Annotated in this window: 12 protein-coding genes and 1 tRNA gene; 8 read left to right on the forward strand and 5 right to left on the reverse strand. The window is 70.6% G+C overall.

Annotation, left to right across the window (positions count from 1 at the left end; genetic code table 11):
* Positions 1-9 precede the first annotated feature (9 nt).
* Positions 10-2,667, forward strand: coding sequence for a serine/threonine-protein kinase (locus OEB96_RS28190; protein WP_266219862.1), 2,658 nt, complete (start codon positions 10-12; stop codon positions 2,665-2,667).
* Between the two features lie 36 nt (positions 2,668-2,703).
* Positions 2,704-3,204 (forward strand): hypothetical protein, encoded by a 501-nt coding sequence (locus OEB96_RS28195; RefSeq protein ID WP_266219863.1) that lies wholly within the window; start codon positions 2,704-2,706, stop codon positions 3,202-3,204.
* A 40-nt stretch (positions 3,205-3,244) separates the two neighbouring features.
* On the opposite strand, the gene rplT is transcribed toward OEB96_RS28195, so the two are convergent.
* The 5 genes from rplT to OEB96_RS28220 form a co-directional block, all read right to left on the reverse strand.
* Complete coding sequence (gene rplT / locus OEB96_RS28200; protein ID WP_266219864.1) at positions 3,245-3,604, reverse strand: 50S ribosomal protein L20; 360 nt, start codon at positions 3,602-3,604, stop codon at positions 3,245-3,247.
* Between the two features lie 3 nt (positions 3,605-3,607).
* Positions 3,608-3,802: a 50S ribosomal protein L35 gene (gene rpmI, locus OEB96_RS28205; protein WP_266219865.1), complete on the reverse strand. Its 195-nt coding sequence runs from the start codon at positions 3,800-3,802 to the stop codon at positions 3,608-3,610.
* A gap of 221 nt (positions 3,803-4,023) precedes the next feature.
* The gene (gene infC / locus OEB96_RS28210; RefSeq protein ID WP_266219866.1) at positions 4,024-4,749 is read right to left on the reverse strand and encodes a translation initiation factor IF-3; all 726 of its coding nucleotides are present in this window, start codon (positions 4,747-4,749) and stop codon (positions 4,024-4,026) included.
* A 259-nt stretch (positions 4,750-5,008) separates the two neighbouring features.
* Positions 5,009-5,080: transfer RNA gene (locus tag OEB96_RS28215), tRNA-Val, on the reverse strand.
* 83 nt (positions 5,081-5,163) lie between these two features.
* On the reverse strand, positions 5,164-7,062 hold the full coding sequence (locus OEB96_RS28220) for an AMP-dependent synthetase/ligase (protein ID WP_266219867.1): 1,899 nt from the start codon (positions 7,060-7,062) through the stop codon (positions 5,164-5,166).
* A 318-nt stretch (positions 7,063-7,380) separates the two neighbouring features.
* Between OEB96_RS28220 and OEB96_RS28225 the strand changes: the two genes are divergently transcribed.
* The 6 genes from OEB96_RS28225 (at position 7,381) to OEB96_RS28250 (ending at position 16,524) form a co-directional block, all read left to right on the forward strand.
* Positions 7,381-9,288, forward strand: a complete 1,908-nt coding sequence (locus OEB96_RS28225; protein ID WP_266219868.1) for a serine/threonine-protein kinase — start codon at positions 7,381-7,383, stop codon at positions 9,286-9,288.
* Between the two features lie 127 nt (positions 9,289-9,415).
* Positions 9,416-10,492, forward strand: coding sequence for a hypothetical protein (locus OEB96_RS28230; protein ID WP_266219869.1), 1,077 nt, complete (start codon positions 9,416-9,418; stop codon positions 10,490-10,492).
* Positions 10,493-10,522: 30 nt separating this feature from the next.
* On the forward strand, positions 10,523-12,436 hold the full coding sequence (locus tag OEB96_RS28235; protein WP_266219870.1) for a sigma 54-interacting transcriptional regulator: 1,914 nt from the start codon (positions 10,523-10,525) through the stop codon (positions 12,434-12,436).
* Positions 12,433-13,251, forward strand: a complete 819-nt coding sequence (locus tag OEB96_RS28240; RefSeq protein WP_266219871.1) for a hypothetical protein — start codon at positions 12,433-12,435, stop codon at positions 13,249-13,251. Before OEB96_RS28235 ends, OEB96_RS28240 begins: the two co-directional genes overlap by 4 nt.
* Entirely contained in the window at positions 13,241-14,119 is an 879-nt protein-coding gene (locus OEB96_RS28245; RefSeq protein WP_266219872.1) for a hypothetical protein, read from the forward strand. The genes OEB96_RS28240 and OEB96_RS28245 overlap by 11 nt, the downstream gene beginning before the upstream one ends.
* Positions 14,116-16,524 carry a hypothetical protein gene (locus OEB96_RS28250; RefSeq protein ID WP_266219873.1) on the forward strand — a complete coding sequence of 803 codons (2,409 nt, stop codon included), beginning with the start codon at positions 14,116-14,118 and terminating at the stop codon, positions 16,522-16,524. The genes OEB96_RS28245 and OEB96_RS28250 overlap by 4 nt, the downstream gene beginning before the upstream one ends.
* The last annotated feature ends 154 nt before the right edge of the window (positions 16,525-16,678 follow it).

The following is a 16,678-nucleotide window of genomic DNA, read 5'->3' on the forward strand; positions in this document are numbered from 1 at the left end:
GAGCGCTCCATGGCCGTCGACGACCATCCCTCCGAGGCCCCCGGCGTGGTGATGGCCGCCCGCAAGGCCAAGCTCCGCGCGTCGTTGTTCGGCGAGGCGCCGGCGGCTCCTCGCTTCGGCCGCTACGTGATCCTCGGCACCCTGGGCCGCGGAGGCATGGGGACCGTGCTCGAGGCCTTCGATCCCACGCTCGACCGGCGCGTGGCGCTCAAGCTGCTGCACCGCGACCTCGCCAAGCACGACACCCAGCGACTCGTTCGCGAGGCCCAGGCGCTGGCCAGGCTCTCGCACCCCAACGTGGTGCAGGTGTACGAGGTGGGCGAGCTCGGCGGGCAGACGTTCGTGGCCATGGAGCTGGTGCCCGGCAAGACCCTGCACGCGTGGGCGACCCGGGAGCCTCGACCGGGCTGGAGGGCGTGCGTCGAGGTCTACCTGCAGGCGGGGGCCGGCCTCGCGGCGGCGCACGCCAAGGGGCTCGTTCACCGCGACTTCAAGCCCAGCAACGCGATCATCGACGACGAGGGCCACGTGCGCGTGCTCGACTTCGGGCTGGCGCGAAGAACCGACGATTCCGAGTCGGGCGAGACCTCGACGGATCAACCGCTCGCGCCCGAGCGGACCGAGGACACGGCGCTGGACCTTCGCATCACCGCGACCGGGGCCGTGCTCGGGACTCCGGCCTACATGTCCCCCGAGCAGCGGCGTGGACGTCGGGTCGATGCCCGCAGCGATCAGTTCAGCTTCTGCGTGGCGCTCTACGAGGCGATCCACGGCGAGCGGCCGCATCACCAGGCCCAGGCGGACGACGGCCGCCGCCGACCGCTCGCAATCGATCCGCCCCCCTCCGGCGGCGCCGTCCCGGCCAAGCTGCGTCGCGCGCTGCTGCGCGGGCTCTGCAGCGATCCCTCGATGCGCTGGCCCTCGATGCCGCTGCTGCTCGAGGAGCTGCGCCGCCAGGTCGTCCCTCGTGCCCGGGCTCGGCTGGTGGTGGGGCTGGCGCTGGGTCTGGCGCTCGCTTCGACCGCCGTCGGCCTGGGCGCGACCTATCACGCGATGGAGGTCGGAGCGCGCTGTGCCGGCGCCGCGGATCAGCTCGCGGGGATCTGGGACGACGCACGCAAGCAAGCGCTCGAGCAGGCCATGCTGGGCACCGGTGTGCCCTACGCCGGGGACGCGTGGACCCGGGTCGAGGCCCGGCTCGACGCCTACTCCGCGGCATGGGAGGCCAAGCACGAGGCGGTCTGCGAGGCCACGCGGGTGCGGGAGGAGCAGACCGAGGACGTGATGTCGCTTCGCATGGGCTGCCTGAGCAGCCGACGCATCGCGCTGCGCGCGGTGGTGGGGGTGCTCGAGGCCGCCGACGCGGGACGCGTGGGCAAGGCCATGGATCTGGTCGACGGCTTGCCGAGCCTGACCTCGTGCGACGACGTGGAGGCGCTCGAGCAGCGCCGTGCCGATCTTCCGCCGCCCCGAGATCCAAGGGTGGCGACCGCGGTGGACGAGGCGCTCGCCCGGCTCGCGGAGGCCGACGCACTCGCACAGGCCGGCGATGCGGCCGGCAGCGAGGCCGTGGCCGATGCCGTGGTCACCAAGGCCGATGCGCTGGGCTACGGGCCGCTGCGGGCCGATGCGCTGCGCTGGCGGGGGCGCGCCCGCAAGGACGGAGGAGACTTCGTCCGCGCCGAGCAGGATCTCGAGCAGGCGTACCTGTTGGCGCTCGAGCATCGCCACGACGAGGTCGCCCTGGCGGCGACCACGTCGCTCATCGTCGTCGTGGGGGACGAGCAGGCTCGCTTCGACGAGGGGCAGCGCTGGGGACGGGTCGCCATGGCGCTGTCGAGGCGGCCCGGCGGCGCCGCGCTGCCGGAGTCGAACGTGCTGGTCAACCTCGGCGTGATCCTGGTGAGGCACGGCGAACCACGACGTGCGCTGGAGCTGTACGAGCGAGCGCTCGCGATCAAGGAAGCGAACCACACGCCGCGACATCGCGACATCGCGCTCTTGCTGCACCAGATCGGGATCGTGCTCGATGATCTGGGTCGACCGGACGAGGCGCTCGATCACCTCCGGCGGGCGCTCGAGATCCGTCGCGAAGCGCTGGGCGACGAGCACCCCGAGATCGCCAACTCGCTGGACACCATCGGGGTCGTGATCGCCACGCAGGGCCACGTGACGGAGGGGCTGCAGTACTTTCGCCAGGCGCTCGCAACACGGGAGGAGGCGCTGGGGCCCGACCATCCCGACGTGGCGACCTCGCTGAACAACATCGGCGTGGCGCTCACGGATCTGGGCCGCCCCGTCGAAGCCCTCGCGGCCTTCGAGCGCGCCCTTCCCATCGAACGGGCGGCGCTGGGGCCCGACCACCCCGACGTGGGCACGCTGCTGCTGAGCATGGCCGAGCTGGCGCTCCACGAGGGCGATCACCCCACGGCGCGCGCCAAGGCCGAGCGTGCGGTGGAGATCCATGCATCGGCCGGGTCCACGCCGGTCGTGCTGGCGCAGGCCCGCTTCGTGCTGGCTCGCGCGCTATGGGAGGACCCAGCGTCCCGCGCCCGTGCCCAGGCCCTGGCGACCCAGGCCCGGGATGCCTGCATCGAGTACGGCGAGGGAGCAAGGACCCTGCTGGCCCAGGTCGACGACTGGCTCGAGATGCACCCAGCCGGATAGCCCGTGTCCACGAGGCCGACGTGTTAGGCTCGGGCCATGGCGGCGACGTACTACTTGCAGGACACCGACGCTCTACTGGGCTGCTCGATCTCCGCCGGCACCGTCGTCGTGGTGATCGAGGATCCCGACCCGGTCCCCTATGACGAGGAGGAGAGCCTCGAGAGCGTCGAGATCTCCGGGTTCATGCGGTGCCTCGCCCACCCCGATCCCGGCCGTCTGTGCGCGAACAAGCCCACCCGTAGCCAGCCGCAGCTCGATTGCGGCGACGAAGTCATCGAGGTGAGCTCGGCGCCGGCGACCCGATCCCTCAAGTTCGGCACCACCGAGAGCGGCTGGACGTTCAAGTTTCAGACGTACGTGGGCGGGACGTGGCAGTCGCCCACCGACAACTGCCCCTTTCCCAGCAGCACCACCACCACGGTGCAGTGGCGGATCCGGGCGCAAGCGGGCAGCTTCACGCTCTACTTCGACCCCTATATGAAGTCGTCGTCCTCGTGCATGGAGGAGCCGCCGTCGGACTCGACGGGCGGCTCCTGAATTCGGGCCCAGGCCAGAGGCCAAAGGCCGCGGCGGACCGTCAGGCCGCCAGCGCGGCCTTGGCCGAGTCGACGACCACGCCGAACGCGGCCGGATCGTTGACCGCAAGCTCGGCCAGCGCACGGCGATCGATCTCGATGCCCGACTGGGCCAGCCCGTGGATGAAGCGGCTATAGCTCAGCCCATGCGGACGGGTGGCGGCATTGATCCGCACGATCCACAGCCGACGCATGTCCCGCTTCTTCTGCTTGCGCCCGCGGTAGGCGTGCATCCAGGCGTGGTGCACGGCCTCGACGGCGCGGCGCCAGATCTTGCGGCGACCCGAGCGGAACCCGCTGGCCACCTTGAGGATGCGGTTGCGGCGGCGGCGTGCCTTGACCCCTCGCTTTGCGCGCGGCATGGCTCACTTCCTTCCGTGGGGAAGCAACGCGTCGATCCGCACCTGGTCGGGCTCGGATACCACGGTCGTGCCCCGCAGTCGTCGAACGCGGTCGGCGTTCTTCTTGGTCAGGATGTGGTTCTTGTGGCTGAACTTGCGCTTGGCCTTGCCGGTCGCCGTGAACCGGAAGCGCTTCTTCGCACCACTGTGGGACTTCATCTTCGGCATACGCTCACCGCAGAAAGGGCGCGCGGTATAACCCGCTTCCGACTGGAGAGCAAGGCTGGGCGCGCCGCCGGGCCCAGGGCCCGGGAGGCGAAGGATGGGAGAAGGCACACGGGCCCTGGCCTACCACGTGGTAGGCGCCAGACCCGTTCGGGATGCCCGGCTGGATCACCACGTGGATCACCAGCGGACAGTGGAAGTGCTTGGAGGCGTCTTCAGGCCGAGGCTTCCTCGGCGCCGTCGTCCTCGTCGTCCCCGTCGAGGTCGTCGTCGTCCTCGTCGAGATCGTCGTCGTCCCCGTCGAGGTCGTCATCGTCCTCGTCGAGATCATCGTCGTTGGGGTCGAGATCGTCATCAGCGGGCGGATCTCCCGCCGCGGCCTCGCCCTTGGGTCCTCTGGCCTCGCGCGGGGGCCGGGGCGGCGAGGGCTGCTTGGCCTTGGGAACCTTGCCGGGCTTGGGGGCGAGCACCATGTTCATGCGGTTGCCCTCCATCTGGGCCACCTGGATCACGGTGCCGAGATCGGCGACGCCCTTGCACACGCGCTCGAGGATGTCGCGCCCCGTCTCGGGGTGGATCACCTCTCGGCCGCGGAACTGGACGACCAGCTTGACCTTGTCGCCGTCGTCGAGGAACCGCCGCACGTGCCGGAGCTTGAAGTCGAAGTCGTGCCCGTGGGTCTTGGGCCGGAACTTGACCTCCTTGAGCTCCAGGGTCTTCTGGTTCTTCTTGGTCTCCCGCTCCCGCTTGGCGGTCTCGTACTTGTACTTGCCGTAGTCCATGATCTTGCAGACCGGCGGGTTGGCCTTGGGATTGACCTCGACCAATTGCAGGCCCGCGGTGGCTGCGAGATCCATGGCTTCGTGCGTTTGCATGATGCCCCTTTGCTCGCCTTGATGATCGATCACTCGTACTTCACGCGCACGAATGCGACGACCCACTCGATGTTGCTCGGCGGGACGGCGATGCTGGGGTCTGGAGCTTCTGCGACCGATCTTGCTCTCTCCTTGCGGTAGGGTGCCAGCGCCGGTTGGGATGCGCGTATCGGCGGCAATCCCGAGGGGGGCGCGAAGCCCCCGGAGAATCCCGGTTTTGCCCGTCCTCCGTCAAGCGCCGTCGCGTGGCTGAAAACGCACGACCCCGGCGACCTGTTGCGAGGTGGCCGGGGCCATGAGTCGGTCCGGGAAGGACCCGAGATCGTAGGGCTGAGCGGCTTTGAACCGCTGACCTCTACCGTGTCAAGGTAGCGCTCTACCCCTGAGCTACAGCCCTGTAGGGTAGGCGGCCGTTTAGCGCGCCCGCAGGGCCGCGTCAAGGCCCGCGGCGCCGCCCCACGCGGCCGTCATGGACGGGCCCTACCCCCGAGCCGGGGAGCCGAGCCCAAGGACACCGGACCGGGAGGCTTCGGCGGGATCGGACGCGTAGAGGGCCTCGATGGCCGCCGCGTAGCGCTGCAGCACCACCCCCCGCTTGACCTTGCGGGTGGGGGTCAGCTCGCCGGTCTCCTCGGCATAGGGGCGCGGCACGACGTGGAGCCCGCGGATGCGCTCGTGGCGAGAAAGGCTGGCGTTGACCTCGTCGACGTGGGCCTGGACGATCTGCCGAATGCGGGGGTGCACGGCCAGATCGGCGTAGCCGTGGCACCCCAGGCCCTCGCGATCCGACCGCGCGAGCATGGCCTCCTCGTCGAGGCTCAAGAGCGCCACCACGAACGGGCGCGCGTCCCCACACACGGTCGCGTGGGCGATGCCCTCGTGCAGCCGCAGCCGCTTCTCGAGCATGAGGGGGGCCACGTACTTGCCGGCCGAGGTCTTGAGCAGGTCCTTCTTGCGGTCGGTGATGCGCAGGAATCCGTCCTGGAGCTCGCCGATGTCGCCGGTGTGGAGCCACCCCTGGTCGTCGAGCACCTCGGCGGTCTCTTGCGGCCGGCCGTGATAGCGGAGCATCACGTTGTGACCGCGCAGCAGCACCTCCCCGTCCTCGGCCAGGCGGGTCTCGCAGCCGGGCAAGGCCGGGCCCACGGTGCCGAAGCGAAAGCGGTCGGGACGGTTGACGTGGGTGGCTCCCGTGCTCTCCGAGAGGCCGTAGCCCTCGAGGATGAGCAGGCCCACGGCGTGGAACAGCTCGGCGACCTCGCGGGACAGGGGCGCGCCGCCGGACACGAAGAACCGGATCCGCCCGCCGAATTGGTCGCGGATCCGGCGAAGGACCCGGTCGGCCAGGGAGAGCTGCAGCGCCAACGAGGTTGGCAGGGCCTCGCCGCGCTGGCGGAGCTGGCTGGCCCGGCGCCCGATCTCGAGGGCACGCTCGAGCACGGCCCTCCCCACCCCGCCCCGCGCGCTGGCGTCGTGCACGATGCGGGCATAGGCCCGCTCGTACATGCGAGGCACGGCGGCCACGAAGGTGGGCGCGATCTCGATGAAGTTGGCCATGACCCGGTCCTCGCGCTCGGCGAAGGCGCTGACGGCCCCTTGCTCGACCGCGGCCCACAGGAGATGCCGCGCAAAGATGTGGGCGAGCGGCAGCACCAGGAGCTGCTCGTCCATGTGTCCGACCGGAACGACGTTCTTGATGGCCCACGCCTCGTAGACCAGGTTGCGGTGGCACAGCACGGCGCCCTTGGGCTCCCCGGTGGCCCCCGAGGTATAGACGTAGGTCATCTCGTCGTCGGGGCCGATCGCCGTGGCCAGAGCTTGCAGGCGCTCGGCCAGCTCGGGCGAGGGCGGCGTGGCAATGGCGGCATCCCAGGCGTGCACGGCCAAGGGCCCGTCCGGCGACGAGGATCCCGTGTCTTCGATCACGATCGCCGTGCGCAGCGAGGACAGCTCGCCTCGTGCATGGGCCTGCACGATGATCTCGAGGCCGAGCGCCTCCTCGAGCACCACCGCCACCGCCCCGCTGTCGGCGAGGATGGCCTGCGCCTGATCGGGGGCCAGGCTCGGGTACACCGGCACCGAGACCGCCCCCGCCATGGCGATGGCCAGATCGGCCACGACCCACTCGCGACGGGTCCGGGACAGGATCGCCACGCGATCACCACGGGCGATTCCCAGGCGCAGCAGCGAGGCCGCGAGCGCCGATGCGGCGTCCTCCCACTGGGCCCACGACATCGTGCGCCACACGCCGCCGACCTTGTAGCGAAGCGCCGGCTGGTGGGCCGACCTGCGAACCCGGGCCGCATGCATGGCCACGACGTTGCGGTGGAGCAAGCCTTCCGCGGGGCGCGGAACGAAGTCCGAAGGCGGTTCGTCCATGGGCAGGCTCGCAGGGCATATCACGATTCGCGCCCGGGGCGGGCGCGGCGTCGAACTGCGCGACGCGCGGAGCCCTGTCGGGAGATCTCGGAGCCGCTCGTGGAGACTCGATCGACTCGCCCCACGGATGCACGCACGACGGCTCGACGGTAGACTGCGCACCGATTCGTGGTCACCCACGAATGCCCCCTCGATGCGCCCCCCCATGCGCGCTTGGTTTCGTTGCGACGATTCATCCGGCTCCGCGGGCCGGACTAGGCCCGCCCACCGGGCCTTCCTGGTGGCGGCCACTATGCCTTCGGGCGGAGGAACGCGTCGGTGGCGAGCCTAGCCGGCACCCAGATCGACAAGTACGAGATGATCGAGGAGGTGGGTCACGGCGGAATGGCCGTGGTGTACCGAGGCCTCGATCGCGTGCTCAAGCGCGAGGTCGCGGTCAAGGTCCTGCACCCGCACCTGGCCAACCGCAAGGAGTCGCGGCTACGGCTCGAGCGCGAGGCCATCGCGGTGGCCAAGCTGCGTCACGAGAACATCCTCGAGATCTTCGACTACTCGGGGCCCGAGGCCGAGGCCAGCTACATCGTCACCGAGTTCATCCACGGGGTGACCCTCAAGGACTGGGTCGACGAGCGTCTCGACCCGCGCCCCGCGGTGGCGGCCCTCATCGTCCATCGGCTGTGTCAGGCGCTGCAGCACGCCCACCGCACGGGCATCGTGCACCGCGACATCAAGCCCGAGAACGTCATGATCCGCAACGACGGCGTGCTCAAGCTGATGGACTTCGGCATCGCCCAGATCATCGACAACCAAAAGCTCACGCTCACGGGGCAGCTCATCGGCAGCCCGGCCTACATGGCCCCGGAGCTGATCAGCGGGCGCCCGCTGGACCAGCGCACCGATCTGTTCTCGCTGGGCATCCTGCTCTATCAGCTGGCCACGGGGCAGCTGCCGTTCTCCGGCCGCAATCCCCACGAGGTGCTGAACCGGATCGCCGACGGCGACTACCCGCCCGCGGCCACGATCTGCCCGCTGGTCGACCGCGACCTCGAGGACATCATCGCCCTGGCGCTGGCCAGCGATCCGGACGAGCGCTACCAGAGCGTGGAGACGTTCGGCGACGACCTACGGCGCTACCTCGAGGAGGTGGGGGTCGAGCCGACCAATGCCGAGCTGGGCCGCTACTTCCGCGAGCCCCAGGCCTACGTGGTCGAGCTCGACGAGCGGGTCTGCACCGCGCTGACCGAGCGGGCCAAGGTGGCGGCCGAGGAGGGCGACACGGCCCGCGCCATCCGCCAGCTCGGACGGGTGCTCGAGCTCGATGCCTCGCACGCGGGGGCGACCGAGCTGCTGGCCCGCCTGCGTCTGCGCGAGCGCCGAAACCGGCGCGTGCTGATGGCGGTGACGGGACTGGCGGTGATGGGCGCGGTGCTGCTGTTGGCTCGCCTGGTCCAGGACGACGAGCTGTCCAAGGACACCCGGCTGGTGGGCACGGGAATCTCCCGGGCGGCGGCGCGAGACGATGCGGCCGTGGGCTCCTCGGGATCGACCGGGCCCGGTGAGGGGGTCGAGCCCTCGGCCGACGGCACGAGCACCGCGCTCGCGACCGTCGCCAGCTCCGGCACGGTCGCCGACGACACGCGGGGCACCGACGATACCGGCGACGACGGCGGGGCCGAGCCCGCCTCCAGCGGAGGCGATCGGATCAACAAGCGCAAGAACCCGGTCACGCCGCCGCCCCAGACCCCGCAGACCACGTCCTGCCGGCTGGTCTTCACCGGCATCGCCCTGCCGACGGCCCAGAACCTCGCCATCCGGGTGGGCACGCAGACGCACGGGATCGAGCAGATGGAGATGGACGTGACGTTCGAGGGCCCGTCCACCACGGTTCGAGTCTCCGACAATCGCTACTCGGGCTATCGCCTGGTCTCCAGCGCCGACTGCGAGGCGGGACCGGTCGTGCTGGAGATCAAGCCCCGACCGGCCCGGGTCAAGTTCGAGGGACCCCCCGACGACGCGGTGGTGGTGTGCATGGCCGGCTGCCTGCCCTCGCTCATCGAGGTCAACCAAACGGCCAAGACCTTCCGTGCCGTCCCCATCGTGGACGGCACGGTGCAGCCGGTGAAGCTCGTGCTCAAGCACAAGGACTTCGAACCGATCGCGATCGAGGAGGATCTGGTGCCCGGGCCGCAGACCCTCCGGGTGAGCATGGTGCCCCGCAAGCCGTGACCTCGGGCCGCCGGGACCCCATTCACCAGGCCGGGGCACGAGGCCGGGGCACGAGGCCGGGGCTCGCGTGGGTCGCTCGGCTGGTTCCTCCGCGATGGGATCCGCGATAGGCTCGCGACCCCACTGCATGCGCCGCCTCGCCTCCATCGTCGTCCGGGCCGGCGTGGCCCTCACGCTGGCCGCGGCGCCGGCCCACGCCGCCACCGGCGCGCGTGGGGTCGGTCCGGCGGCACCGGCCCCACGCGCGCCGGTGGTGGTGCCCGACGACGACGAGGAGGCGGTGGAGCTGGCCGAGGCGGCGTGGAGCCGCGGGGGCTGGACCGAGGTGCGAGAGGTGCTCGAGCCGGTCGCGGCCGACCCGAGCCGTCTGCAGGATTCCCGCCTGCGGGAGAAGGCGCTGGCGCTGCTGGCCGACGCCACCGTCAACGATCCGGCGCTCGACGAGTCGGAGCGGCGGGTGCAGGCCGGCGAGTACCTCGAGCGCCTGCTCGACGCCGACCCGGGCTGGCGCCTGCCCCCGGCGATCTACAGCCCCGAGCTGTTCGAGCTGTTCGTCGAGGTGCAGGACCAGCGCAGCCAGCGGGCCTCGGCCCAGTGCGAGGCCGATCGCATGGCATGCGAGGCCGACCTGGCCGACAACGCGGCCGACCTCGAGGATCTGCGCCGCCGCCACGCCGACCTCGAGCAGAAGTACGACGACCAGGAGGTGGAGGTCCGCGATCGCGTGGCTCGCAGCCGCGTGTTCGCGGCGATCCCCGCCGGGATCGGTCACTTCTACAACGGCGAGCCCGTGCTGGGCGGGGTGTTCCTGGGGGCCGAGGCGGTGCTGGGCGCGACCGGGCTCGGCCTCATCCTGGTGCGCAAGGTGGTCGACGGCTGCGACCGCACCGACGGCTTCGAGCGCGGCTCGCTCGAGTGTGCGGCCGGCCGCGACCTCGATGCGATCCTGCGGCGCCGCAAGGCCGAGGAGGTGGTGGGCTGGTTGTTCCTGGGCACGATCGCGCTCGACATCTTCCTGGCCCAGTACCGCTTCCGCCCGTACAAGACCCAGTCCGTGGGCCGGGTGCCCCGCAAGGAGCTGGACGCCGAGGGCGGCGGCGGTGACGAGCGCCGTCGTCGCGAACGCAAGCCGCGTGCTAAGGTCCGGCCCACGGGCGCGGGTGGCCGGGGCGGTCTCCACCTGGGCATCCGCGTCGAGTTCTAGTCGAGTTCCAAGGGCCCGCGTCGCAAGCCAATGCCGCACTTCCAGTACACCGGTCCCAACGGCCAACCCGCTCGCTTCGCCATCGTTCGGCGGCTCACGTCGATCGGCGCGTCGTCCGAGTGCCACCTGGTGCTCACCGGATCCGAGGTGGCCCCCACCCACTGCACGCTGATCCACGAGCCCGGGCGCTACAAGCTCGAGTCGGCCCAGCGCAGCACCCCGTTCTACGTGCGCGGCAAGAAGACCCGCAGCCACGAGGTCAAGCACGGCGACGTGGTGGTGGTGGGCGGGCACGAGCTGGTGTTCTCCGCCGTCGATGCCACCGCCGAGCCCGAGGCCCCACAAGGCGCCGCCAAGGACCCCAAGGTCCCGCTCGAGGCGATGCGCCAGCTCCAGCAATTCTCGGCGCTCCTGGCCCGCCCCGCCGATCTCGAGGCCCTGCTCGACGAGCTCATCGATCAGGTGGTGGCGATGACCCGCGCCAGCAAGGGCTTCTTGGTGCTGGCGATGGGCGAGTCCGAGGCGCTGGCCGCTCCCGAGGCCAACGGCTCGGGTCCTGGCGCCGACGGGGGGGAGCTCAAGGGCCGCGGCTACGAGATCCGGGTGGCTCGCAACCTCGAGCGCCAGCCCGTCGACGACCCGGCGGAGCTCCTGTCCGACAACATCATTCGCGAGGTCATCACCTCCCGCAAGGCGCAGATCATCTCCGACGCCTACGCCGACGAGCGCTTCCGCAGCAGCCTGTCGGTCATGAACCTCAAGCTGTGCTCGGTGATGTGCGTGCCGCTGTTGGTCCGCGGCGAGCTGCTCGGGCTCATCTACGTCGGCAACGACAACGTGCGCGATCTGTTTCGCGCCGAGCAGCTCGAGCTGCTGACGATCTTCGGGGCTCAGGCGGCGCTGTTCATCAAGAACGCCCAGCTCGTGGGCGCGCTGCGTACCGAGAGCGCGGCGCTGGCCGAGCGCCTCGAGCACGTCAAGTTCGGCGAGATCATCGGCTCGTGCCCGCAGATGGTCGAGGTCTACAACCGGGTCGAGAAGGTCGCGAGCACCGACATCACCGTGCTGGTCAATGGCGAGACTGGGACGGGCAAGGAGCTCATCGCTCGCGAGATCCACAACCGCTCCCCGCGTGGCAAGGGTCCGTTCATCACCGTCAACTGCGGGGCCATCCCCGAGAACCTCATCGAGTCCGAGCTGTTCGGCCACGTCAAGGGCGCGTTCACGGGCGCGGTGGCCAACCAGATCGGCAAGTTCCAGGCGGCCGACGGCGGCACGATCTTCCTCGACGAGATCGGTGAGCTGCCGCTGCAGCTGCAGGTCAAGCTGCTGCGCGTGCTGCAAGAGAAGCAGATCCAGCGCGTGGGCGAGGCCAAGACCACCGCCATCGACGCGCGGGTGGTCGCAGCCACCAACCGCGACCTGCTCGAGGAGGTCAAGGGCGGTCGCTTCCGCGAGGATCTCTACTTCCGCCTCAACGTGATCGGCATCCTGCTGCCGCCGCTGCGCGAGCGCGGCGACGACGTGCTGCTCATCGCCCGCTACCTCATCAGCCGCTACGCCAAGGAGTACGGGCGCGACGTCGATCCGGCCAAGGCGCTGTCGCCCTCGGGGATCAACGCGATGATGCGATTCGGCTGGCCGGGCAACATCCGCCAGCTCGAGAACCACATCAAGAAGGCGCTGGTGCTGGCCGACGGCCCGCAGCTGACCGCGGCCGACCTCGACCTCGAGCTGCCCGACGGCAAGGCCGCGACCGACGACGACGCCGTGCTGCCGCTGGCCGAGGCCCGCGATCGCTGGCAGCGCGAGTACATCAACCGCGTGCTGGCGCTGAACGGGGGCAACCGCACCAAGACCGCACGCGACCTCGGAGTCGACCCTCGCACGATCTTCCGCCACCTCGAGAAGGAAGCCTCCGACGCACGGGAGGGCGGCGGGTGACCACCTCGGCTCGATCGGCGCGCCCCGGGGCCGTGGTGGCGTTCTCGGCCGTGCTCGCCGCGGCCTGCGTCATCCCCGATGCCGGCATCGAGGTGGAGGACGAGTTCCTGAACCCAGGGGCGGTCCGGATCGTCGAGCCGACCCCCATCACCCCGCGGGCCGACGACGATTGCGACGAGCGCACCTCGCTGCGCGCGTGCCCCAACATCCCCGATACCCTGCCCAGCGGCCTGATCCGCCCCGCCCAGCCGCTGTGCATCTGTCCGTCCGGGGAGCGCAACCCGTTCGGCGCGGGCTTCGATCTGTTCGTGGAGGACCCGGACGTCGACGACGAGAACAACCCCAAGGACGAGATCCTCGGGGCGCTGTTGCTCGACATACCGCTCGACGCCGAGGACCCGCGCGACTTCCTGGCCTACCCCAACCTCCTGCTGCCCGACGAGCCGGCTCGGCGCTATCGGGCCGCCGACGTGCCAACCATCGAGCGCCCCGACCCGCACCTCAAGAGCTGGCCGCTGGCGCCGCTGGGCGACCTCGACCTGTGCAACGACAACGGCGGCGACCCGGTCGGCGACGGGCTTCACGAGCTGCGGCTCATCGTCACCGATCGCCCCTGGTACCGTCCCGCGATGCTCGATGCCAGCGGTGAGCCGGTGTACGATGAGAACGGCGAGGTGATGTTCCACGACCCCGTGTTCGGGATGCCCGACCTGCGAGCGGGGGCGACCTACGACACGGCCACCTACGTGTTCCGCTGCTACGACCCGAGCCTGGGCACGCTGCCCGAGGGGATCGAGTGCAACTGTGAGTCCTGAGGGAAATCCCGGAGGACGTCGCGAGCGGCACGCGGCCGGGGCTCGGCCGAGCCCCCGGCGAGCCCGAGTCGCCACCCGCACGTGGCTGCTCGCGGTCGCGACCTCGGCGTGCATCATCCCCGATCGCGGGATCCGGGCCGAGAGCGACGACGACAACCCCGGAGCCGTACGGGTGGTGGAGTGGATCCCCATCGTCCCCGAGCTCGTGGAGGCCTGTGAGGCCGACCCCTTGCAGGAGCCCGAGCTGTTCGATCCCCTCGGGTGCCCGCAGGTCCCCGAGGCCCTGCCCCAGGGGCGAATCGAGGGCACGTTCTGCTCGTGCCCAGGGGGCGACGGCAACGCGCTGCCCGAGTTCGAGCTGTACGCCGAGGATCCCGATCGGCGCGGCAACGGGCCCGCCGACACGCTCTACGCGGTGGCTCTGCTCGATCTCGATCCCGGCACCGATGCGCCGCAGAACTTCGTGGCCTACCCCGAGCACCTCACCCCGGGAGGCGCCGGCGAGTACCTGCCCAACGCCGTCTCCTATCCCAGCCTCGGGCGCGAAGACAACGGCCTTTGGCGCTTTCGCTTCGGCAAGGACGGCGGCCAGGGCGTCGACCTGTGCAACGACGACAACGGGCAGACCCTGGCCCTGGGACTGCACGACCTGCAGATCATGGTGACCGACCGCCCGTTCTTCCGGCCGCCTCGGCTCGACGCCGATGGAGAGCCGGTGCTCGATGGTGCGGGGCGCCCGGTGCTGCTCTCGCCCCAGTACGGCATGCCCGACCTCGGCATCGGCGCCACATGGTCGGTGGCCAACTACGTGTTCGAGTGCCACGATTCCTCGATGTCGGGCTGCGCGTGCCTCGAGGAGGGCCAGTGACGGCACCCGACCGGGGATGGAGCCTGGCCGCCGTCTTCGGGCTCGGCGGGCTCGGGCTCTTCGGGCTCTTCGGTAGCGCGTGCAGCACGCTCGCAGATCCCGGTGAGGAGGCGGAGTGCCGCAGCGACGCCGAGTGCCGCGAGGGCGAGGTCTGTGCCGTGGATCAGGGCCGCTGCCTGCCCGGCAACGAGGCCGCACCGCGGGCCCACCTCGGCTTCGAAATCCGCGAGAGTGAGGCGAGCGCGGTGCAGTTTCGCGTGGAGGTGGACGGCTGTGACTGCGTCATCGACGAGGAGGCCAACGTTCGCGAGCTGGCGCTGCGGCGCTCGCGGGTGAGCCAGACGTTCGTGCTGGAGGTGACGGGCGAGTCCGAAGACCCCGATCCTCCGCCCGATGGCCTGCTGCGCGCGCGCTTCGATCTGAGCCAGGCCTCGCGCTATCGGCTGTCCCCGGCGCCGATCAGCGACTCCGTCACCCACCCGATCCTCACCTCGACCGAGGTCTCGAGCGAGCCCACGGTCGAGCCCACGAAGGTGGGGTGGCCACGCCACCATCCGCTCGATCTCGACCTCGCCTCCGAGGTGGTGCTGTGGCTCATCGATCCCGACGGCAAGAGCCTGGCCAGCCGCTTCCTGGGCTTCGTACCCCCGCGCACCGACAAGAACGCCGAGTGCACGGTGGACTCCGATTGCTGCGAGCCCAAGGGTGACTGCAATCCCGCCCCCAACTACTGCGACACCGAGCTCGGCCAGTGCACGGCGGTGGGCCAGTCCGAGTGGAGCTACGTGTACGACTATGCGGAGGACTGCAGCCGCGGGCTCGAGGGCGACGTGGTGCTGCTCGACATGAGCGCCGATCCCTACGTCGTGGGGCCGCCGCTCGAGGGCGCCACCGTTCGCGTTCGCTACGCCGATGACCTCGATGGGCGCCTGGGCATCCCCACCCTGGCCGAGCCCTCGGTGTCCGAGTGTGCCGTCGATACCGATTGCTCTGTCCCCGACCAGTACTGCGACGAGGCCTCCGGACAGTGCTACCTGGCGCTGGCGGGGCGCAACGCCGACGGCGGCACCAACACCGACGACGTCGGCACGTTTCGCACGCAGGTCTATACGTACTGCGAGCAAGCCGACCCCAGCGTCCCCCTCGATCGGCGCTACGAGATCACGGTCCAGCCAAAGGACGCAGGGCCGCTGCCCACGGTGGACTACGTGGTCGACGCGGCGTTCAATCCGTCGTCGCAGGGCGAGTCGGGCTTCCGCGTCGCCCGCGACCTCTGCGTGCCCAGCTGGGGCGCGGGGGCCACGGTGGAGGTCGCCGTGGTGGGGGTGCCCCGGACCCTCGTGAGCGGCGACCCCGGCTACGTGTGCTGCAATTTGGCCTGTCTGCCCTCGTCGGCCGAGGACGTCGAGGACGGCCCGCCCGTGGCGCCCGCCACCTGCGACGGTCGCAGCACCGCGGCGGCCGTCCGCTTCGAAGCCCCGTTCGTGCTCGAGGATCTCGAGCGCTGGTCCAACGCCGACTGCGTGACTCCCCACGCCGATCCGCAGGGCCGCGTGGGCAGCCTGATCCGGACCGCCAGCTGCGACAGCCTGGGAACGCCCTGCTGGGTGGATGACGTGGCCCTGGGCACGACGTCCTCCCCGCGTCGCTACCGGGTTCGCGTGGAATCCCCGGTGGGCTCGGTGCTGGCCTCCAAGGACTTCGAGCTGGATCTCTTCGATGCACCCGAGGCGCAGACCTTCTCGCTCGAGCCTCGGGTGCTGGTGACCGGCGTGGTCGACGTGGACGAGGTCCTGTGCAGCCGGCGTGCCCCTGGCGAGGGCTGCGCGGCCCGCGAGGCGATGGTGGTGGCCGAGCGCCTGCGCATGCCCGACGAGCCCGATTCGGTGCCGGGGCCGTATCTGCACAGCGTGGCGACCTACTACGACCCGGTGCAGGGGCGGGACGGGGCGTTCATCCTGCCGCTGGATCCGGGGGGGGTCTACGTGCTGACGGCGCTGCCCCTCACGGGCGCGGAGGGTGGCCCCGCGGGCTACGCCCTGGTCAACCTAAGGGCCGATGGCCCGGCGCTCGAGCCGGTGCGGCTGGTGCTCGAGGATGGTGTGGTGGTGACGCTGCGCCTGGAAGGATTCGACGCGCGCACGACCGTCACTCCCATCGATCGGGGCAGCTACCTGACCCAGGGCCGGACCCTGCAGCTCCACCCCGACGATCCGCCCATCGATCTCAACGAGATCGGCACCTGCTGGTCCGCCGAGGGCGCGCCGCAAGGGTGCCAGATCCGGCGGCTGACCCCTCAGGGATCGGACCTGGCACGCAGCCAGGTGGGCGTGGTGCGCTTCACCACTCGGCGCTCCGCCCAGGCCTCGTGCGCCAATCGTTGCCCCATGGCCGCACCGGAGTAGCCAAAACCATCTCTGGATGGAGGGGCTTCGCAGCGCTTCGCAGCCCCTCCCCCGGGCCTTGCCCTCCTGGGCGGGCCCGCGATTGCTCTATATGGGGTGGGCGCATGGGATGACCGTGTGCAAGCGCACGTACAGATTGGTGAGGACAGATCGG

Origin of the sequence: Paraliomyxa miuraensis, assembly GCF_026337845.1 — a bacterium.
In the GTDB taxonomy this organism is placed as follows: domain Bacteria; phylum Myxococcota_A; class Polyangia; order Nannocystales; family Nannocystaceae; genus Paraliomyxa; species Paraliomyxa miuraensis.